At 66.4% G+C, this 20,685-nt stretch carries 15 protein-coding genes and 1 pseudogene; 10 read left to right on the forward strand and 6 right to left on the reverse strand.

The window, feature by feature from the left end:
• Positions 1-5: 5 nt before the first annotated feature.
• Positions 6-557 (reverse strand): annotated as a pseudogene (locus tag ACQPW1_RS27315) (3-hydroxyacyl-CoA dehydrogenase family protein); the annotation flags it as partial.
• Positions 530-5,332 carry an SDR family NAD(P)-dependent oxidoreductase gene (locus ACQPW1_RS27320; protein WP_433654430.1) on the reverse strand — a complete coding sequence of 1,601 codons (4,803 nt, stop codon included), beginning with the start codon at positions 5,330-5,332 and terminating at the stop codon, positions 530-532. The pseudogene ACQPW1_RS27315 and the gene ACQPW1_RS27320, both read right to left, overlap by 28 nt.
• Positions 5,333-6,026: 694 nt before the next feature.
• Here ACQPW1_RS27320 and ACQPW1_RS27325 point away from each other — a divergent pair.
• The 10 genes from ACQPW1_RS27325 to ACQPW1_RS27370 are packed head-to-tail and all read left to right on the forward strand — an operon-like array spanning position 6,027 to position 16,946.
• The gene (locus ACQPW1_RS27325; RefSeq protein ID WP_433654431.1) at positions 6,027-7,253 is read left to right on the forward strand and encodes a 4-hydroxyphenylacetate 3-hydroxylase N-terminal domain-containing protein; all 1,227 of its coding nucleotides are present in this window, start codon (positions 6,027-6,029) and stop codon (positions 7,251-7,253) included.
• Positions 7,254-7,287: 34 nt separating this feature from the next.
• Positions 7,288-8,301: a methyltransferase gene (locus ACQPW1_RS27330; RefSeq protein ID WP_433654432.1), complete on the forward strand. Its 1,014-nt coding sequence runs from the start codon at positions 7,288-7,290 to the stop codon at positions 8,299-8,301.
• Positions 8,294-9,274, forward strand: coding sequence for an arginase family protein (locus ACQPW1_RS27335; RefSeq protein ID WP_433654433.1), 981 nt, complete (start codon positions 8,294-8,296; stop codon positions 9,272-9,274). Before ACQPW1_RS27330 ends, ACQPW1_RS27335 begins: the two co-directional genes overlap by 8 nt.
• Positions 9,267-10,385, forward strand: a complete 1,119-nt coding sequence (locus ACQPW1_RS27340; protein ID WP_433654434.1) for a pyridoxal phosphate-dependent aminotransferase — start codon at positions 9,267-9,269, stop codon at positions 10,383-10,385. Before ACQPW1_RS27335 ends, ACQPW1_RS27340 begins: the two co-directional genes overlap by 8 nt.
• Positions 10,372-11,514, forward strand: a complete 1,143-nt coding sequence (locus tag ACQPW1_RS27345) for an ATP-grasp domain-containing protein (protein ID WP_433654435.1) — start codon at positions 10,372-10,374, stop codon at positions 11,512-11,514. Before ACQPW1_RS27340 ends, ACQPW1_RS27345 begins: the two co-directional genes overlap by 14 nt.
• Positions 11,515-12,192 carry a GNAT family N-acetyltransferase gene (locus tag ACQPW1_RS27350; protein WP_433654436.1) on the forward strand — a complete coding sequence of 226 codons (678 nt, stop codon included), beginning with the start codon at positions 11,515-11,517 and terminating at the stop codon, positions 12,190-12,192.
• Positions 12,182-13,465 carry a cytochrome P450 gene (locus ACQPW1_RS27355; RefSeq protein WP_433654437.1) on the forward strand — a complete coding sequence of 428 codons (1,284 nt, stop codon included), beginning with the start codon at positions 12,182-12,184 and terminating at the stop codon, positions 13,463-13,465. The genes ACQPW1_RS27350 and ACQPW1_RS27355 overlap by 11 nt, the downstream gene beginning before the upstream one ends.
• A complete protein-coding gene (locus ACQPW1_RS27360) occupies positions 13,465-14,418 on the forward strand; it encodes an NAD(P)-dependent oxidoreductase (protein WP_433654439.1) in 954 nt (317 codons plus the stop codon). The genes ACQPW1_RS27355 and ACQPW1_RS27360 overlap by 1 nt, the downstream gene beginning before the upstream one ends.
• 24 nt (positions 14,419-14,442) lie before the next feature.
• The gene (locus ACQPW1_RS27365; RefSeq protein WP_433654440.1) at positions 14,443-15,639 is read left to right on the forward strand and encodes an MFS transporter; all 1,197 of its coding nucleotides are present in this window, start codon (positions 14,443-14,445) and stop codon (positions 15,637-15,639) included.
• Positions 15,639-16,946 (forward strand): cytochrome P450, encoded by a 1,308-nt coding sequence (locus ACQPW1_RS27370; protein WP_433654441.1) that lies wholly within the window; start codon positions 15,639-15,641, stop codon positions 16,944-16,946. The genes ACQPW1_RS27365 and ACQPW1_RS27370 overlap by 1 nt, the downstream gene beginning before the upstream one ends.
• A 313-nt stretch (positions 16,947-17,259) precedes the next feature.
• Here the strand turns inward: ACQPW1_RS27370 and ACQPW1_RS27375 are convergent, their stop codons facing one another.
• The 4 genes from ACQPW1_RS27375 to ACQPW1_RS27390 are packed head-to-tail and all read right to left on the reverse strand — an operon-like array spanning position 17,260 to position 20,685.
• On the reverse strand, positions 17,260-18,033 hold the full coding sequence (locus ACQPW1_RS27375; RefSeq protein WP_433654442.1) for an ATP-binding cassette domain-containing protein: 774 nt from the start codon (positions 18,031-18,033) through the stop codon (positions 17,260-17,262).
• Positions 18,030-18,845, reverse strand: coding sequence for an ABC transporter ATP-binding protein (locus ACQPW1_RS27380; RefSeq protein ID WP_433654443.1), 816 nt, complete (start codon positions 18,843-18,845; stop codon positions 18,030-18,032). The genes ACQPW1_RS27375 and ACQPW1_RS27380 overlap by 4 nt, the downstream gene beginning before the upstream one ends.
• The gene (locus tag ACQPW1_RS27385; RefSeq protein WP_433654444.1) at positions 18,842-19,738 is read right to left on the reverse strand and encodes an ABC transporter permease; all 897 of its coding nucleotides are present in this window, start codon (positions 19,736-19,738) and stop codon (positions 18,842-18,844) included. Before ACQPW1_RS27385 ends, ACQPW1_RS27380 begins: the two co-directional genes overlap by 4 nt.
• Positions 19,735-20,685 (reverse strand): ABC transporter permease, encoded by a 951-nt coding sequence (locus tag ACQPW1_RS27390; RefSeq protein ID WP_433654445.1) that lies wholly within the window; start codon positions 20,683-20,685, stop codon positions 19,735-19,737. The genes ACQPW1_RS27385 and ACQPW1_RS27390 overlap by 4 nt, the downstream gene beginning before the upstream one ends.

Below are 20,685 nucleotides of genomic sequence, written 5' to 3' on the forward strand. Positions count from 1 at the left end.
ACGATGATGCCGCGCTTGTCGAGGTCGGCGAGCAGCTGCAACGCGGTGGCGATGGTGGTCTCGGAGGTGTGCCAGCCGCGGATCACCTCGACGGTGGATTTCATCGGAACGGGGTTCATGAAGTGCATGCCGATCACCCGATCCGGGCGATTGGTCACCCCGGCGATCTTGGTGATCGGAATGCACGACGTATTCGCCGCGAAGACAGTGTCGGTCGGACAGATGCGATCCAGCTCGGGGTATATCTCCGCCTTGAGCGCCCAGTTCTCGGTGATGTTCTCGATGATGAACTCCGCCGCGCCGACCTCGCCGATATCGGTGGTGTAGCTGACCCGCTGGGTCAGGTCGCCGTACTTCTCCGTGTCGTGGCCGAACAGCCGTCCGGTGCGGGCATATCGAACGACCTCGCTTTCCGCACGGTCGAGCTGTTCACGGGACCTGTCCACCAGCACGACGGAAAAGCCGTGCGCCGCAAGGGCTTGCGCGAGCCCGGAGCCCATGACACCGGCCCCGATGACGCCGAGAAGTTTCATACCCGTGACTTCCTTTCGTCTGCGGTCGCCGTGAGCAGGTAGTCGGCCATGTCGGCGATGGTCGGCGCCTCGAACAACGCCACGGTCGGGATGACGGCGCGGAACTGTTTCTTGATCGAGTTGATCAGTTGCAGCCCGACCAGTGAATTGCCGCCGGACTCGAAGAAGTTCTCGTGCGGGCCGACCTGGTCCACGCCGAGGGCCTCCTGCCACAGTTCGGCGAGCCGGTGCTGGTATTCCTCGATGGTTCTGACAGGGGGTGCCGCGTTGGATGCCGGTGCCGACGAGGTGGCCGACTCATGGAACGGATCACCGCCGCCAACCCACGCCTCGATGCGTTGGTGCAGTTGGCCCGCGGAGACAACCGCGCGGCGCGGGCCACTCGCGATGAGCCGGTCCAGTACCGCGAGGGCGTCAGCGGCTGCGAACGAGTACTTGTCCAAAGAGTCTGCAACACCGGGTGTTTCGCCGTGCCGGACCGTCGCCTGCCAGGTGTCCCAGCACGCGGAACGCCACGCGGATCCGCCGGGCAGACCGCGCATCGCGACGAATTGGTCCTGAAACGCATTGGCGGCGGCGTAGGCGGCGAATCCGATGCCGCCGAGCACAGCCGACATCGAAGACAGCAGGACGACGAAGTCGGGGCGCTCACCGCGCAGCGCTTCGGCGAGCGCGATCGTGCCGTCGACTTTGGCCCGGAAATGCGCCGCGCTGATCTCCGGTGTCGTCGCCTCGATCGTGGTGAACGCATCCGGCGACAGCACGCCCGCGGCGTGGATCACGCCGTCGATCGGGCCGAATCGTTTGCGGGCGTTGGCGATCGCGGCAACGGTGGCGCTCCGATCACCGATATCGCAGGTCAGCACGAGCACCTCGGCACCCGTACGCGTCAGGTCGCGTACCGCACTCGCCCTGCCGCGCAATGTCTCGTCGGCCTGGGCTGATTCCTCGTTGTCGAGATCCGGCAGTGGCGTCCTGGCCAGCAGGACGAGCTTGATATCGGACGCCGCGGCGGCCAGATGTGCCGCCACCTGGAGACCGATACTCCCGGTGCCCCCGGTGATCACATAGACGCCGCCGTCGCGCACGTAGGGTGCGGGTGCGTCCAGGGTGAGCGGCCTGAAGCGTTTCACCAATCTGCGCCGTCCGCGACGGGCGATGACGGTGTCGGTGCCCGGCCAATTCAGTTCGGTGACAACGGCTTCGGTGAGCTCGTCCCACGAACCATCCTCATCGTCTACCGGCGTGACGACGTCCAGGGTGCGCACCGCCAGCCCCGGGTATTCCTGCCCTGCGGTCAACGCGGGCCCTGCCACCGTGGTCTTTCCGGGATAGAGGTCGTCCTCGGCGGCGACGAGCTGCGCGTGATCGGTGACGACCAATATCCGGCACCCGTCGACGCATTCGCTGCCCAGCTGTCCGGCGAGTGCCATCAGGCTGTCGAACCCCAGGCGTCGATGGGTGACCACGCCGTCGCCGGTCCGTGGATCGGCAAGCGAGCCGTGCACCGACCACAGGTGAACAACGGTGCGTGGCAATAGGTTCCGCTCGGCAAGCGCCGCAATCAGGCGCTCGTAGTCCGCTGGCTCGTCGGGCCGCAGACGGTACCCGCCCCCGGTCGATGTCCCGAATTCGGTACCGGGGACGACGGTTACCAGGTCGACGCCGTCCAATGCCTTAACCAAGTGCCCGGCCAGATCGGCGCTGCGGGTGCCGGGGTCAGTGAAGATGAGGTACGGCCCGTACCGCTCCGCTGAATCACCGGCCGGTGCCACGACCCACTGGGGCTCGAAGAGCTCCGTTGCCGCGGTTTCCGTCGCGACGATCGGGGCGGCACCGCGTCTGTTCTCGATTTCTGGCCAAAACTGTTGGTGCTGAAACGAATACGTCGGCAGGGAAATCGAGGTACCGGCCGAACCGACGCGAGACCAATCCACGTCCACCCCACCGCACCACAGCCGACCAAGCGTGCGGGCCACGATCATCTCGTCCGGATCGCGCGTCGCGGAGCCCCGCAGCGTCGGCAACGCCGCGGCACCGCCGGACTGCACCAGCGCCTGACTGACCAGGCTGGCCAGCTGACCGGCCCCGAGGTCGACCACCACGCACGGTTCCGAGCCCAGCGTGTGCACTCCGTCGGCGAACGACACCGTCGAGCACATGTGCTCCGCCCAGTAGTCCAGGTCGCACGCTTGCTCGTCGGTGATCCACGCCCCGGTCAGGTTGGACACGAACGGAATTCGGGGCGCCCGCAGCTCGAGCCCGTCGAACAGCTTGATCAGCCGCTCGCGCAACGGATCCAGCAGCGGGGAATGCATGGCGCGCGTGGTCGGCACCCGCCGCGCGGCGATCTCGTCGGCGGCGAGGCGTTGTTCGAGCCCGGCGATCGCTGCATCGGTACCGGCGACGACGACCGTATTGGGACTGTTGACCGCGGCACAAGACAGATCCGGGCCGAGGTACTCGGCTACCCGGTCCGCGCTGGTCGCGATGGTGAGCATGGCGCCGGGTTCGGCGGCCGCGACGAGCTGTGCGCGCCGAATGACCAGCGGCAGCACGGCATCGACCTCGAGCACACCGGCCAAACAAGCGGCGGAGTACTCGCCGAGGCTGTAGCCGAGCAGACCGCTCGGCTCGATGCCGTAGCTCTGCCAAAGCCGCGCCGCTGCATAGTTCAACGCGAAGACCACCGCGTGCGCCAGATCGATTCGGGTAACCAGCTCCCCGGCGGCAGCGGTCGCGCCCCCACGCAGCGCAGCGAAGGGATCCGATGCTGTCGGTGCCGCGTCGGGGTACAGGGCAGTACGTAGGTCCATACCAAGCGATTCGGTGGCGATCTCGGCACAGCGGTCGATCGCGTCGCGGAATGCCGGGTGCGATCGGTAAAGATCGCGCCCCATCCCAGGGAACTGATCGCCAGTGCCCGGCAACACGAATCGCACGGTTGGCCGCGGTCCGCGTGGAACGGTCGCCACCGGTACTCGACGCCCGATCTCGTCGAGAGCTTCGGCGGCGTCGAGCAAAGTCCGGAATGGCACGGCCGTACGAGTCGGCATCGCGTCTCGCCCGGTCTGGAGCGTGGCGGCCACGTCGGCCGGGTCCAGGCGCGGATGGCTGCGCAGATACTCCGCGATCGCGTGCGCGGTGCTGGTCAACGTCTGAGGCGAGCGCCCCGACAACGGCAGGATGTGCCAGCGCTGGTCGTCAGGATCCGACTGTGGGGCGGCGAGCGGTGGGGCGGACACGATGACGTGGGCATTGGTGCCCGACCAGCCGAACGAACTGATACCAGCAGTGGGCGTACGGTCGTCCTCGCGCGGCCACGGAATGTTCTCGTGCGGCAACCGGACCGGGCTGGCGGACCAGTCGATCGCCGGATTCGGTTGGCGCAGATGCAGATTCCGCGGAATCATCCGACGGTTCAGCATCAGCACCGTTTTGATCAGTCCGGCCATCCCGGCCGCCCCGGTCAAATGGCCGATATTCGTCTTCACCGCACCCACATACAGCGGCCGGACACCCGTGCGTGGTACCCCGAAAACCTCTGTCAGCGCGGCGATCTCGATCGCATCGCCGAGCTGCGTGCCCGAGCCGTGCGCCTCGACGTAATCGATGCTGTCGGCACTGATTCCGGCACGCTGTTGCGCCTCGCGGATCACCGCCACCTGAGCGGCACGGTTCGGGGCGGTCAGCCCGTTGCTCATGCCGTCCTGATTCACCGCCGACCCACGGACCACCGCCAGCACCTGATGCTGACGAACTCGGGCATCGGTGAGCCGTTCGACCACGACTGCGCCGCAGCCCTCGCCGAGCAGGAACCCGTCGGCTTCCGCGTCGAACGTTTTGCATCGACCGTCCGCGGCGAGCATCCGCATCTTGCAGGCCTGCTGATAGGTGTCGGGATGCACGATCGCGCTGACCCCGGCGACGACGGCTCGATCGCATTCGCCGTTGCGAATGCTGTTGATCGCCAGGTGCAGTGCGACCAGCGAGGACGAGCAGGCCGTGTCGACGACCATGCTCGGCCCGCGCAGGTCGAGCAGATACGACAGCCGTCCCGCCGCGACACTGGACGCACTGCCCAGGCCCACATACGGGTCGTCCAGTTCGCCGTGGCCGCCGTGGTCGACCAGTACGTTCGCGTAACGACTGTCCGCCATCATGCCGACGAACACGCCGGTCCGGCTGCCCCGGATCTGTTCGGCCGGGATGGCCGCATCCTCGAACGCCGCCCAGACCGCTTCCAGCAGCATCCGCTGTTGCGGGTCCATCCGCATCGCCTCGCGGGGCGAGATGCCGAAGAACTGGGCGTCGAATCCCGCTATGTCGTCGACGAACGCACCCCTCATCGTGTACGTCGTTTCCGGTGCATAGGGGTCGGGATCGAAGAATCGCCGGGCGTCCCATCGTTGCGACGGCACGTCGGTCGCCGTGTCGATGCCGTCGGCCAGATTGCGCCAGAACAGGTGTGGCGTGTTCGCCCCGCCGGGGAATCGGCACGACATGCCGGCGATGCATACCGTGTCACCGTCGGCAGTCACTCCGAGACCGTCCGCAGTACCCAAATCTGTTGTGGCGCTGACGGAGTCCGTGGCAGTCCCGACAAGTGCCGCGCTCAACTGCTCGACCGTCGGGTGTTCGTACAGCAGGGTTTCGGGGAGGTTGCGCCCCAGCCACTCCTCCAGTTCACCCGACAGCCCGACCGCGTCCGACGATGTCAGCCCGTACGCGGCGAAGGTGGTGGTCCGATCGATCGCGTCCGGGTCCATTCCGATGATCTGGCTTATCTTCGCTGCCATCCATTCTTCGATCGCCGGACGATCGAAGGCACCGGACCCCACCGGATTCGTATCCACCAATACCGCCCTTCAGACATCGGGGTCACGGCCTGAATGTTCTAATTCGTAAAGAAGCCTTTGCCGAACACCCCGATCAGGGAGAGCTGAGCCCCTGGTGACCCCGAATCTAGCACCGACATACCCACGTCGCAACGCCGTTTCCAGCATACTGCATACCAGCACGTATATGAATGAGAGTTGTTACGGCAGGTCATTCTTCAGGCGCTGCTCCGCCTTCATTCTCTCCATATCTCCGGAATCCACAACCCCCCAACAAGGGGGGTTGCCGAGAAAGCCGATCCCCCCAGTCGGGGGGTTCCCGAAACATGAATTCAATGCCGCATGCGATAGCCGCGAATGAACGCTCGACGCGTGATCGCCAAATGCTACGATGTGATGAGGGTCACAGATACTTGAATGGTTACACTTCGTTAGGTCGGCTACCTTGAAGGCGGGGCAGGCTAGCGGGTGTCCCTACTTAGATCTGGGGTGTAGTTAATTCGAATTGATTGATCAGAGGTACACAATGCGCGAAGTCGATCAAAAGGTAGCCGCCCGATTACTCGGACGTTCTAAAGCCATCGTCACCGGCAGTTTTCCACCGAAGTCGGCAGCTACACTTCAGGCTTCCAGGTCGCAGGACTAAGGATACCCATTGGAAACTCAGCAGATCAGCTGCTCGACCGAAACCATATCGGTCAGTTTTGCCGAAAGGACTCGCACTCCTTTCGCGAAGACATTGGACGGCCTGCGCACGAATCCTGAACTCAAGCTGTTCTGGGACTGCATCTGGACGCCGCCGGAAACAAAAGAGCAATTCCTGGAGTACGCCGCTCAACTGCGGCGGTTCGCGACGCACAGCGGCGGATTACTCGGTCGCAGCCCTGATTTCCTCGCCGGTATCGTGTCCGCCTGGGCCGCCAACGCCGACCATTTCGGTGTCGGCGCCGAAGCGATACGCGAGTTCCATCGCGAGTGCCGCGCCGGCAATTGGATACTCACGCACGCGATCTCCGATATCTCCGAACGCGCCCGAATTTCCGAGGACCACCTGCTGAAAGTCGTGGCACGCGACGCCGACGGTATTTACCTCAGCGGTTTCAAACAGCTCGCCACCCTGGCACTGTATTCCGACGTGCTGCTGATCTATCCCTATCGCATGCTGTCGCAGGCGGAGGAATGCACCGCGCTGTGCGTCGCGATCGAACCCGACAGCAGCGGCGTGACGGTACATTCCCGGGCCGGTTTCCGCGGTGCGCACGAGCTGCCGGACCAGTCCATCGACGTGCTCGACGAACAAGACGCGATCATCGAACTGGACCACGCGTTCGTCCCCAACTCCCGCGTCTTCATCGACGGCTCCGTCGAACAGTGCAATACGTTGCGCGCACGCACCGGCATGACCCACCCGGCCTGGGTGCAGGCGCTGGCCCGGATGTCGGCCAAGGCCGAGATGTATTACACGCTGGCGCAACGCGTGCTGGACGGTGGCCAGACCTCCGTCAAGGAACCCGCGGTGGTCCTGGCGAAGCTCCGCCGTTTCGCCGCGAGCACCGAACGCGATTTCACCGCCGCGCTCGCGTCGGCCACCTTCGACGAACGCTACGGCTTCTGGGCCGCCGATCGCAGCATGCTGCTGCAGGGCATCGGCAACTTCACCGAGCGCATCGAGGGCGCCGCCACCCTGCTTTCCCAGATCGCCGGACTGGACCTGATCTGCCCGAAACCCGGTCGAACGACCCAGCACGGCCTGATCCCCGCCGCACCACAGCTCTCCGATTGGACACTGTTCACCAACCTTTCGTCGGGGGCGTACGGCTATCGGCAGAACAAATACGAGCTGGCATTCGTCGGTGATCCCGATCGGCTCGCCGCTGGCTGACGGGCGGAAAGACCGAAAGAAAGGTATGAACGACATGCTCAACCGGAATCGCCTGATCGAAGCGCTGGAACCGTTCAGCGGATTCGTGCAGTCAGCGGTGCTGTACAACCTGATCCAGCACGGTGTGCTGGAACAAATTGTGGTGAACGGGATTTCGGCCCGCAAGGCGCTGGAATCGGCCGTCACCACACCGGAGCGGGTCGACGCCCTGCAACTCTTCCTGCGCACAGCCGGATACACCGACAACGATCAGGCCACCGACAAGCTCGTGCAGATCTGGGAAGCGCGCGGCTGGTATCAAATGATGATCGGCGGATACGGCCGGACCTTCCTGGAGATCGGCAGCGGGTTCACCGCGCCCGCCGCGGTGCCCCGGGACGGCCGCATGGTCGGCATCGGCAGCTGCGAAATCAGCGTGCACGACGCGATCCCGCTGATGTATCGGGTGCTCGACCAGCGCGGCAAGAGCTATCGCAGCGGCATCGACCTCGGTTGCGGCAGTGGCATCTTCCTCACCACGCTGGCCGAGAAGTATCCGGAGATGCGGCTCACGGGGATCGAGCCGAGTCCCGAAGGGGCCGCCGCCGCAGTCGAATTCGTGTCCGGATCGCTGCATGCCGACCGGATCGACATCGTCAACGCGGACGCGATCGGCCATCTCGAGCAGACCGAATCCCGATACGACTTCGGCATCATCAGCTTCGTCATCCACGAAATCCTCGGGCAGGAGGGCGAAGTCGGCGTCCGCAAGTTCCTCCGGTCGCTGTTCGACACCAACCCCGGGCTGGAACTACTGGTCATCGATATCGACTACTGCTGGGACGACGCGGCGAAGATGCGCGACCCGCACCGCACGAACTACTACAACCACTACTTCCTGCTGCACCCGTTCACCGACCAGCGCCTCGCGCCCAAGCAGTACTGGACGGAGCTGTACAAGAGCGAGGGGCTAGAGGTGGTGGTGGACGACGTCGACACTCCCGGCCTCGACGAAACCGGCATCGTGACCGCAATGCTGTTGCGGTCCAAGGGAACCCATGATGACTGACTACACTGACAGCCAGGCCGTCTCCCGGTTGAGCTCGGGCCCGCGCACCTTCTTCCGGCTTCCCTACCGGCCGATCAAGGAGTTGACCGCCGAGGACGGCGTGGACGCCGTCATCCTCGGGGTGCCGATCGACGGCGCGACGGGCTACCGCAGCGGCGCGCGCTTCGGGCCCGAGGCGGTCCGCTCGGCGAGCACGCTCGGCCGGTTGGGCAGCCGCGAACGCGACCTGGTCATCACCGATCTGCTCACCGTCGTCGACGGCGGCGACGTGCACATCGTGCCCGGGTACCACCTGCAAACCCTCGAGCTGATCGAGAGCAGCGTCAACCTCGTGCACGACATCGGGGCGCTGCCGATCCTGGTCGGCGGCGACCACAGCCTGGCGATCGCCGAATTACGTGCGGCCGCAAGACAACACGGCCCGCTCTCGCTGGTCCAGCTGGACGCGCACCGGGACGTGCTCGACAACTACTTCGGCATGAAGCACTTCCACGGCACGGTGTACCGCCGCGCCGCCGAAGAAGGACTGATCGACCCGACGACCAGCATCCAGATCGGCATGCGCGGCAGCGTGCCGCGCGAGGACCTGGTCGACGACGGCCTCGGCTTCACCGTGATCAACTGCGACGAGGCAATGGCGCTCGGCCCCCGCGAACTCGGCCGGATCGTCCGCGACAAGGTCGGTTCGAATCCGATCGCACTGACCTTCGATATCGACTTCGTCGATCCCTCGTGCGCCCCGGGCACCGGCACCCCCGAGGTCGGCGGACCGTCCTCGGCCTTCGCGTTGCAGTTGCTCCGCGAGCTCGACCTGCCGAACATCCGCACCGTATCGCTGGTCGAGATCTCGCCGCCGTACGACTCCGCCGATATCACCGCGCATCTCGGTGTCGCGGTGATCTTCGAAATCATGACCCTGGCCGCTGCCGCCCGGCGGACCAAGACGCAACAGGATGGTCGTTTGCATGCCTGACAACATCACCGACCTCGAGGTCAAGGCGCTGATCGACGGTGTGAACCTGTCCGACGGGCATCCGCGAATGTCGCTGTCCAGCACGCAATCCGAGATCGTCGCGGCGTTCCCGGAGGTCTTCGCGCAGACCAGGAAGCAGCCGGTCGACGCCGTCGAGAAGAGCGCGCGCAACGCGTTCCTGACCTCGATCGGGCAGCACGACGCACTGGCCGATGATGTCACCTTTCGCAGCTGCTACTCCTCCTCGACCGCCATCGACATGATCGGCAAGGCGGTCCGCCTGGCCGGCCGCCAGGTGACCATGGTCGAGCCGACCTTCGACAACCTGCACGATCTGCTGGCGGGCCACGGACTGACCATCCGTTCCGTCGCCGAAACCGATTTGGCGGCAGGAAAACTCGACGAGGTGATACCCACCCACGGCGTGCTGTTCACCGTCTCGCCGAACAACCCGACCGGCACCGTGATCGATGCGGATCGCCTGCACGAGATCGCCGCCGCGTGCGCCGACCGCGACACGGTGCTCGTCATCGATTCGTGCTTCCGAGCCCAGGATCTGCGGGCCCAGTACGACATGTACGCCGTGCTCGGTCGCTACGACGTCGACTGGGTGATCATCGAGGACACCGGAAAGCTCTGGCCCCTACAGGAATTGAAGGCAGGCTTCCTGAATTGGAATGTCGGCAATCCGCTCCCCTTGGCCAGGATGTACTCCGATCACATGCTGTCCGCGTCGCCGTTCATCCTGCGGATCGTCGAGTTGTTCGCCGAGGACGGCAAACACGGCGGCTACGACCGACTACGCGGTGGTATCCAGCGCAATCGGACGCTGGCGCGGGATCACATCAACCTGCCGTCGGCCTATCCTGAATCCAGAATCTCCGTCGATACGTTCCGGCTGCCGGAAGGCGTCGAGGCCAGCGCGCTCTACACCGAACTGGGCGAGGTCGGTGTGCACGTGCTGCCCGGCGAGCTGTTCTACTGGGCCCAGCCGAAACTCGGCACCGATCTGATCCGTATCTCGCTGGCGCGCGATCCGGACGCCGTCATCACCGGCTGCCAGCGCGTCGACCAGCACCTAGAGGCGTGGAGGCGTGTTGTCATCAGGTGATCGCGCAACAGTGGTCCTGCTCCAAGCGAAGCAATCGCTGGGCACCGTCGGGCTGACCGAATTCGGTGCAGCCGTGGCCTCGTCGGGCGCCGAGCTACGGATACTGCGGACCGGGGAGGTCCCGCTGGTCCGCGAGGGCGACGCGCCGCTGGACGGCATCGGCGACGAGCGGATCGCCGAGATCGACGAATGGCGGTCGCTGATCCCCGCCGGGACGACCGCGATCGTGACCAACGACGAGTACTTGCTCGGGCTCGCGGCGCAGCTGTGCGACGAAATCAACCTGCCGACACCCCTTCCCGCCGCCTCGCTGGAGAACTACCGGCACAAGGGTGTCATGCGCCGGGCACTCGAGGCCGCCGGTGTCCCGGTCCCGGAAACACTGATCGTCGCCAACGGCAGCATCGAAAAGGCCGGTGGCTGCACCGGATTCGCCGACGACGAGCTCGTCATCGTCAAACCGGCCGCGGAGGCGAACCTGCGCGGCATCCGCACCGAGAAGTTCGCCGACGTCGATCTCGACGGACTCGGCGACGCCCTTGTCGAGCGGTTACTCGAAGGCCCGCAATACCATTCGGAAGTGCTGGTAACGAACGGCACTCTGACACATCTGTTTTCCGGCCTGTACATCCGCTCGCTGCTGGACCTGACCAAGGGCGGCGGCTCGGGCTCGGCCCGCACCGACCCTGCGACGGAGACCCAGCTGGCCGAGCTCGCCCTGCGGACGTGTACCGCCCTCGGCCTCGACGGGACGTTCACCGCGCACGTCGAATACCTTTCCGGCGGCGACACTTTCGATGATGTCGTGGTCAGCGAGGTGTGCGCGCGGGCATCCGGCGGCGAGGTCCCGTTCCAGTCCAGAGAGATCGCCGGGATAGATCTCGAACTGCTCAACCTGCGGATACAGGCCGGACTCGACGGGGACGAGCCGAAGATCGACGCCGATGCCTCGGGCGGCTGGCTGTGGCGCGTCGGTCAGCCGATCGCCGGGGCCGACCGCATCGAACACCTGCCCGTCGACGCCTCTTTCGATCAGATCCGCCTCGGTGGGCGGGCCCGGGTCACCGGTCGCACCCGGGCCGTCCTGGCCGCGCTCGAGTTGCTGGCACAAGCGAACGAGGTGCCGTGAGTGGCGAGTGAGCGACGACCCATCGATCGGGCCCGGCGGTACGGGAAACCGTTGACCGACTTCGCCTTCCAGGAATGGAAGACGCCGATTCTGCCGTCGCCGTGGGAGCTCACACCCGTCACCCCGGACACGGGCGCCGAGATCGACCAGGTCGTGCAGTGGATGGCGCAGCCACACGTGCAGATCGCGATGCACAAGGACTGGGACCGCGACGGCTGGCAGCAGGAGATCGAATTCCAGTTCTCCGACAACAAGACTCGTCCCTTCCTGGTCGGCCAGGACGGGCAGCGGGGCGGCTACGTCGAGCTGTACCGCGTCGCACTCGACGTGGTCGCCGACAGCTACGACACCCCGGACCTCGACATGGGCATGCATGGCTGCATCGGCGAACCCGACTACTTCGGGTACGCGCTGCCGTTCTGGGTCGCGCTCATCGCCGGTGTCTTCGAAACCTACCCGGACTGCACCGGGGTGATCTCGGATCCGTCCGCCGCCAATCAGCTGGTCCGCACGCTCGACCGGAGTGTGTGCAAGGTCGTGGACGGCCACGAGCTCGGGGAGGTGGATCTGCCGCACAAGCAAGCCGCGCTGTTCCGCTTCGAACGCGAAAACTTTTACGCCGCAATGCAACGACAAGGAGGTGTCGAGGTTGTCCTCCGTCAGCTCGGTGGTCACTGATCCTGTTCGCTGGTTCCTACTACACGGTCCGCTGCGGTTGTTGCCCGACTCGATGCTCGGCGACGAGAACGATGTCGGCAGGCTCTTTCTCCGGCCACCGGAGAAAGGTGACCCGTACCGGGCGATCTTGACGAAGATCGGCGCGACGGCGGGTGTGCACGACAGCGCGGCGGGACTCGTCGTCACCGGGTACGAGGAGAGCGAGGAGATCCTGCGCAGCAACGACTGGTCGGCGGATCAGCCCATTGCGATTCCCCCGGCCGCCGGGTTCTACCGGTGGCTCACCCGGCGTTCGGTACCCATCGCCCTCGACGCCCCCGCCCTGGTCTTCATGGACCCGCCCGAGCACACCAGACTGCGCAAACTGGTCTTCCCGATGTTCACCCATCGCGCGGTGACCGGATCGATCGACGTCATCACCAAACACACCGACACCGTGCTCGCCGAGCTGGACGGCCGCGAGAACATCGACCTGGTCGCGGATTTCGCCCGCAAGATTCCCATCCGCGTCATCTCCGACTTCCTCGGTATCCCCGACCTCGGTGACGACATGCTCGACTCGCTCGGCGGCCACGGGGCGAAACTGCTCGACGTCGGGATCACCTATCCGGAGTATCGGCGCGGGATGACCGAGGCGCGCAAGTTCACCGACTTCGTGCAGGACTGCACGAAGGACCCGGACCTGCTCCAGGACGGATTCCTCAAGGATTGCGTGCGCATGCACGCGGCAGGCGAACTCACCTTCGGGGAACTGCTGACCCTGGTCGGCTTCGTCTTCGCGGCGGGCTTCGAAACCACCGTCAGCTTCATCGCGAATTCCATTGTCACCGTGCTCGAACACGGCCTCGGCGCCGAGGTCCTCGAAGAGGGCCGCCTGACCGACCCCTGGTTCGAGGAACTGCTCCGCTACGACTCCCCCATCCAGCTGACCCACCGCACGGCACGGGTGGAGACCAAGATCGGTAATCGGGTCGTCGCCCCCGGCACCGGTGCGTTGATCTGGGTCGGCGCGGTCAACTACGACGCACGCGCCTACCCGAATCCGAGCAAGCTCGACGTGCACAATGTCGCCGCGCGGACAAGTATGAGCTTCTCCACCGGCGTCCACCGTTGTGTCGGTTCGTCGTTGGCGAAGGTCCAGGGGCAGGTGGCGGTCGGCAGCTTCCTCACCGCGTTCCCGGACGCCCGGCTGCTACCCGGCCGGCAATGGCGGGATTCGATTGTGCTGCACGGTCATATCCGAGTTCCACTGGCGTTGGCCAGCGAACGCTGATGCGCGCCGTCACGGTGGATCGGACGACGCTCTACTGTCTCGGGGCGTCCACCGACCCGGCCACCGTCGCCGATGCGGTCGAGGGCCACGGGGTGCGGGTCGAGCCGGTGGCGCCGGGTACCCCGCTCGGCCACAAGATGGTCGCCCTCGCCGCGCACGACCTCACCGACGCCGAACTCGCCGAAACCGCCACCACGACAACGGATTCCTGGGTGCACCTGGTCTCGTCCGGACCCAACTATCCGTACATTCCCGCGCTGGCGCGAAGCAATCTGGTGACCAGAAGCGCCAGGGCCTATGCGCCTTCGCTGTCGGAATACGTTGTCACCCAGCATGCGCTGCACTGCGCCAAGGTCGCGCCCGACGAGGTGCCGAAACCCTTCCATCGCCGCGACGCCCTGGTGGTCGGGTACGGCGCGTTCGGCCAGACCATCGCCGAAACGCTGTCCGTACTCGGCGCTCGGGTGACCGTGGTCCGTCCGCGCTCGCGCACCGCGCATCCGTTCGGCAGTGCGGAGGTGGTCGTGCCGGTCGAGCGCCTGCCGAACCGGTTCGCGCACTTGCTGGTCGTCGCGCTGCCCGGCCTGCCCGAGCTGACGAACTTCATCGATGACGCACTGTTTCGCCGCCTGTGCCTCGACGGACATCTGATCAATCCCGCGCGATCGTCCCCCGTCGACTTCGACGCACTGCTGCACTGGCTGGCCGCGGGAACGGGGCGGCTCACCAGCGATGTCGAAACCGACGACCGGGCAGAGCTGTTGCGCCCCTGGGTCGACAAGGCACGCGTCACGCTGACACCGCATATCGCATGGCGGCCGTGGGACGGCGATCCGCTGTATCACCGAGATTGGGCGACTATCTACGCCACCGGGACCGATCGATCCACAATGCGGGAGCAGTCCCTGCGTATCGACCCCCGAAAGATCGCCACGGACTACCTGATCCCGTAACCACCCCGTGCCACTGGAGGCCCGATGCCGTTCTGGTTGATAGCGATCACCTTCGCCGTATTCGTCTTCTACACCGACGATTACATGATCGCGGGCGTGCTACCGGAACTGGCCGCCGACCTCGGCGTCTCGGAATCGACAGCTGGACAGCTTGTTTCGGCCTACTCCCTGGTGCTGGTGATCGGCGCACCGCTCATCGCGTTCGCCTCGGCCCGGCGCACCAGGCTCGGCGTCTTTGTGGGTGCCTCGATCGTCTTCACCATCGCGAATCTGCTGGCCGCCATGGTCGATTCGTTCTGGCAGCTGATGGTGCTTCGAGTGCTCGCCGCGGGTGCCGCGGCCGCCTGCCTGCCCGCCATGTTCGCCCTCGCCCCCACATTGGCGCCGCCGGAGAAGCGCAGCTCCTATATCGGCATCGTGTCGTCCGGCATTGTCGGCGCCTTGGCGATCGGGGTCCCGTTCGGCACGCTGTGGGCCAGCATCTTCAGCTGGCGGGGCAACTTCGTCGTCTTCGCCTGCCTGAGCGTGATATCGATGGCGCTGCTGTTCGGTGTGCGCGGGTACCTGCGTAAACCCGGTGAATTGGTCTCGGCGCGAACACATCTCACCGCCCTGGCCAGCAGGCCGGTGGTCACCGTGCTGCTCGGCAACACCATCCTGCTCGGTGGCGCGCTGATGATGTTCACCTACTTCGGGCCGTTCGCGGCCGACTTCTCGAATTCGTCACTGCGCCAACGTGGTCTGCTGTTCGCGGTGGCCGGTGTCGCGGGTCTGATCGGTTCGATCGCCGGTGGCATCTACGTGGACAAGAAGGGCGCGTCGGCCGCGCTGCGCATCGGCTTCGGATTGTTCCTCGGCACCATGGTCGTGTTCGCCATCCTGACTGCTTTCGCCCCGATCCCCTTGGCGGTGCTGGTGGCGCTGACGCTCGTGTGGTCGTTGTCGCTCTACTGGAACGCGCCCGCCATGCAGACGATGTTGCTCGACGCCGCGCCGGATTCGGCGACGCAGGTGCTGGCGCTCAACTCGTCGTCGACCTATCTCGGGGTCACCCTCGGCAGCATCGCCGGTGGCGTGACCCTGGCGTTGTTCAGTCCCTTCGCGCTCCCGATCGCCGCCGCGGCACTCAGTGCGCTCGCCCTCCTCGTCATCGAGGTACTCGGGCGCCGCACTGCGGCCTCGGAGCGGCTCCAGCACGACTCGGCAGAGAGGACCACCTGATGACCTACCCACCGGCCCCCCGACTACCGCGACTGCTACAAACGGTGCTGCACACCAAGCGCCACGCCCAGTTCCTCAGCGCCCAGGCGCGCCGCTTCGGCGATGTCTTCACGGTGCGGCTGACGCCGCCGTATCCGGAACGCATCGTGGTGTTCTCCCGGCCCGACCACATCAAGGAGATCTTCACCGCCGATCCGGCGGATCTGCATGCGGGCGAGGCCTATCGGGAGCTCGCGATGATCATGGGCGAGCATTCGGTGCTGCTGACCGACGGCAGCCAGCACGCCCGCGCCCGCAGGCTGCTGATGCCCGCCTTCGCCGGCGCGGCCCTCAACGGCTACCGCGGCCTGGTCGAGGACATCGCCAAGACCCAGGTGGAGCGCTGGCATGCCGGTTCGACGGAACACCTGCTGACCCGGATGGAGGATCTGACGCTCGACGTGATCACCCAGGTGGTCTTCGGCGTCGCCGACGAGCGCCGCCGCGCCCAGCTCACCCCGCAGTTGCGTCGCGTCACCGACATCAGCCCGGTGGTGCTGCTCGGCTGGAAATGGCCGTGGCTGCGCCGATTCGGGCCGTGGCTGCGGTTCAGCAACACCCTCATCGACATCGACGCGTTGCTGTACGCCGAAATCGCCAGCCGCCGCGGCAATCCGGAGATCGATCAGCAGGCCGACGTGCTGGCTCGGCTGCTCGCGGTCGGCTCCGGTGACGACCCCGGCACCGAACCGCTCAGCGATGCGGAACTGCGCGATCAGCTCGTCACCCTGCTGCTCGCCGGACACGAGACCACCGCGTCGGCCCTGTCGTGGGCGCTGCACGAATTGGCCGCCGCACCGGAGGTTCAGGATCGGGCCAGGCAGGCGGCCCGCGACGGGGACGACAAGTACCTGGAGGCGGTGGTGAAAGAGGCACTGCGCCACCGCATGGTGATCGGCCGGGTGCAGCGCCAGCTCACCCGGGATATGACCATCGGCGGCGTAGCGCTGCGGCGCGGCACCAGGGTGTCGACCTCGATCGTGCTCGCCCATCAGAATCCGGCGAATCATCCTGCCCCGGAACGCTTCCAGCCGGATCGTTTCCTCGACGGCAGTGTCGCGCCGAACACCTGGCTGCCGTTCGGCGGTGGTGTCCGCCGCTGCATCGGCGCGGGCTTCTCGCTGATGGAGGGCGCCGTCGTACTGCGAGAGGTGCTGACGCGCTACCGACTCACGCTGCCCGGTGCGCCGGAGCGCGGACGAGTCCGCAACATCACCAACGTTCCCGCCCACGGCGCACGCATCAACATCACCGCGCTCAGTATCTGAACCCTCCACGCCGCGCCGCCGCGCATAACTTGTCCGGCCACGCCGCGCCGCCGCGCATAACTTGTCCGGCCGCGCCGCGACGCTGCGCATAACTTGTCCTGCCGCGCACGAATCGGCGGGCCGACTCATGCGCGACGAGCAAACTCATGCGCGGCAGACCAACTCATGCGGGGCAGGTCCCCTCCGCGCCGCGACGCTGCGCATATCTTGTCCTGCCGCGCACGAATCGGCGGGCCGACTCATGCGCGGCGAGCAAACTCGTGCGCGGCCGGCCAACTCGTGCGCGGGAGTTCAGCTCCGGGAGCGGGTGGGCTTAGAACGGCAGTACGGGAACCGCGTCCAGCAGGGCCTGGGTGTACGGGTGCTCGGGGTGGTCGAGCACCGTGTCGGCGGCGCCGCGCTCGACGATCGCCCCGTCCTTCATCACCAGCAGCTGATCGCACAGTTGCTGGACGACGCCGACATCATGCGAGACCAGGATCAGCGAGAGTCCGAACCGCTGCACCAGATCACGCAGCAGTTCGATGATCTGGGACCTGGTCGACGCGTCCAGGGCGGAGAACGGTTCGTCACCGACGAGCACCTTCGGATTCGGTGCCAGCGCACGGGCGATCGCGATGCGCTGCCGCTGGCCGCCGGAGAACTCGTGCGGATACCGCACCGCCGCATCGGGTTCCAGGCCGACCGCGACCAGCAGCTCCGCCACCCGGTAATCGTGATTGCCCGGAATCCGCAGGCACTCCAGGGGTTCGGCGATCGAATCACCGGCGATCATCCGCGGATCCAGCGAACTCAGCGGATCCTGCAGCACCACTTGGACTTCCCTGCGGAACCAGGCGAGATCGCGACCGCGCACAGGCTTGCCCTGATAGCGGACCTCCCCCTGATCGGGACGGTCGAGGGCAAGCAGCAGGCGCAGCAAAGTCGATTTGCCGGAACCGGATTCGCCGACGATGCCGAGATGGCTGCCCTCCGCGAGCGACAGATCGACCTCGCGCACCGCGTGCCGGACCGGCGGGCGATGCAGCAGGCTGGTGCGCGGCAGCTTGAACGACCGGCTCAAACCCGTTGCCTCGAGCAGGATCACGACACCACCTCCAGCGAACCACTGTCGACGGACGCCCGCCGGAACGAGGTGGCCCGCGCCAGTTCCAGCAGCGTCCGCAGATACGGATGTTTCGACCCGTGCAGGATGTCCGCCAGTTCGCCGTCCTCGATCACCCGGCCCTCCCCCAGCACCAGGACGCGCCGCGTCACCTGGGCGAGCACCGCGAGATCGTGCGTGACGAACAGCAGCGCGGAGCCCTCCTCGTCCACCAAATCCTCGAGCAGCGCCAGGATTTCGGCCTGCACCGTGACGTCCAAGGCCGTCGTCGGCTCGTCGGCGATCAACAGCGCGGGCCGCGCGGCAAGGGCCATCGCGATGCCGACCCGCTGCCGCTGCCCACCGGACAGCTGATGTGGAAAGGCGCGCACGGTGTTCGCCGGATCCGGCAACCCGACCCGGGTCGCCAGCTCGATGGCCGCGGCGTGCGCTTCCCGTCGGCCCATCCCGCGATGCAGCCGCAGCGGTTCCGCGATCTGCCTGCCCACCCGCATCAGCGGATTCAGTGCCGAGAGCGGTTCCTGGAATACCATGGCCATCCGGCTGCCGCGGATCTTCGACATCGCGCGATCGCCACGCCCGATCAGCTCGACCCCGTCGAGCAGGATGCTGCCGCGCACCCGTGCCTCCTCCGGCAGCAGGCCCATGATCGCCAGCGCGAGTAGGGATTTGCCGGATCCGGAGACGCCGATCAGGCCGAGTCGGGCACCGGCATCGATGCCGAAATCGACCTTGTCCAGCAGGACCCGGTCGCCGATCTCGACCGTCAGGTCGGTCACCTGCAGCAGCGTCATTGCGTCGGCACCCCTTTGCGCAGCCGCGGATCGGTGACGCTGCGCAGGGCGTCACCCAGCAGATTGAAGCCGAGCACCGTGAGCGCCACCGCCAATCCCGGCCACACCACCAGCAGCGGGCGCACCTTGATGTAGTCCTGTTGCGCGCGCAGGATGCCGCCCCAGGACGGCGCCGACGGCGAGCTGCCGTAACCGAGGTAGGTCAGCGCGGCCTCAGCGAGCACCGCCAGGGCCATCACCCAGGACAGCTGCACGATCAGCGTCGGCGCGATCGCGGGCAACAGGTGTTTGCGCACGATCCGTGCGGTGGACGCACCCGCCGCCCGTGCCGCGAGAACGAAATCGCTTGTCAGCACCCGGGCTACCTCGCCGCGCGCCACCCGGGCCACCGCGACGCCCGAGCTGATGCCGATGGCGACGGCCACCGTCAGCATCGATCCGCCGTAGACCGCGGCCAACACCATGGCCAGCAGCAGCGCGGGGAACGCGATCATGATGTCGATCAGTTGCACCACCACCGAGCCGACCGCGTGCGGTGTCAGCTGCGCGGCCAACGCCATGATCAGGCCGAGCGTGCCCGCGATCGCCGCGACCACCAGCGCCACGGCCAGGGTCTGCCACGCACCGGCCAGCAGCTGGCTGAAGACGTCGTGCCCGACCCGATCGGTGCCGAGCAGATGGCCCGCGTTGAACGGCAGCAACCACGCCTGGCTCGGATTGGTGGCCTGCGGATCGTAGGGCGTCCACCAGAGCGACACCAGGCTGGCGACCACCAGCGTGCCGACCACGGCCAGCCCGAAGATCCCGCTCGGGCGCCGGATCAGGGCGGCGACCGCGACCTGCACCGCGCGGCGCCTGCGCAGCCACTTGGGCCGGTTGACGGCGTGAATCACAGCGTGGCCTCCAGCCGGGGGTCGATGAGCCGGTGCACGATGTCGACGGCGAAGCCGATCGCGAGCACCGCGCTGACGATCAACAACACCTCCCCCTGAACCTTCACCAAGTCCCGGTTCGCCACATCGGAGAGCAGCATGCTGCCGACACCCGGCAGCGTGAACACCCGCTCGATCACCACGGCCCCGACGATCAGCACCGCGAATTGCAGTCCGAGGATCGAGACCACCGACGGCGCGGCATTGCGAAAACCGTGCCGCACCAACGCCTGTGTCCTGGTCAAGCCCTTGGCACGCGCGGTACGCAGATACTCCGAATACAGCACCCCGAGGATCGCCGAGCGCACGAAGCGGAACAGCACCGCGCCCTCGGAGATGCCCAGCGTCACGCAAGGCAGGATCAGGCTGCGCATTGCGGCGCCGGGGTCCGCCCAGCGGTCGGCCGGAAAGCCTTGCGCGGGCAGGAATTTCAGCTCCACCGCGAACACCAGGATCAGCAGCATGGCCAGCCACAGGCCCGGTACCGCGATACCGAGCTGGGACAGCGCGTTGGCCGCCTCCCCGGACCGGCTGCGATGCCGCACGGCGGCCCAGGTGCCGAGCGGTATCGCCAGACCCAGTGCGATCAGCAGTGATCCGACGATCAGCGGCCCGGTCACCGCCAGTTTCTGCTCCAGTTCGGCGCCCACCGAGGTGCCGTTCAGCTGGGAATGGCCGAAGTCACCGTTGAAGACACCGCCGATCCAGGACAGGTACTGCGCGGGCAGCGACCGATCCAGTCCGAGGTCGGCGCGGATGGCGGCGATCTGCTCCGGTGTCGCCTGCAGGCCGGCGACGGTGGCCGCGACGTCGCCGGGCAGCAACCGCAACATCGCGAAAATGAGCACGCTCGCCACCGCAAGCGACACCAGCAGCAGCCCGGCCCGCTGCGTCAGATACCAGAGCAA

Origin of the sequence: Nocardia sp. CA-128927, from assembly GCF_050955855.1 — a bacterium.
Lineage (GTDB): Bacteria > Actinomycetota > Actinomycetes > Mycobacteriales > Mycobacteriaceae > Nocardia.

Excerpts from the sequence above, each read along its gene's own strand:
- ACQPW1_RS27320 (WP_433654430.1), bottom strand. The coding sequence starts at position 5,332 with ATGGCAGCGAAGATAAGCCAGATCATCGGAATGGACCCGGACGCGATC.
- ACQPW1_RS27330 (WP_433654432.1), top strand. The coding sequence starts at position 7,288 with ATGCTCAACCGGAATCGCCTGATCGAAGCGCTGGAACCGTTCAGCGGA.
- ACQPW1_RS27335 (WP_433654433.1), top strand. The coding sequence starts at position 8,294 with ATGACTGACTACACTGACAGCCAGGCCGTCTCCCGGTTGAGCTCGGGC.
- ACQPW1_RS27340 (WP_433654434.1), top strand. The coding sequence starts at position 9,267 with ATGCCTGACAACATCACCGACCTCGAGGTCAAGGCGCTGATCGACGGT.
- ACQPW1_RS27360 (WP_433654439.1), top strand. The coding sequence starts at position 13,465 with ATGCGCGCCGTCACGGTGGATCGGACGACGCTCTACTGTCTCGGGGCG.
- ACQPW1_RS27365 (WP_433654440.1), top strand. The coding sequence starts at position 14,443 with ATGCCGTTCTGGTTGATAGCGATCACCTTCGCCGTATTCGTCTTCTAC.
- ACQPW1_RS27370 (WP_433654441.1), top strand. The coding sequence starts at position 15,639 with ATGACCTACCCACCGGCCCCCCGACTACCGCGACTGCTACAAACGGTG.
- ACQPW1_RS27380 (WP_433654443.1), bottom strand. The coding sequence starts at position 18,845 with ATGACGCTGCTGCAGGTGACCGACCTGACGGTCGAGATCGGCGACCGG.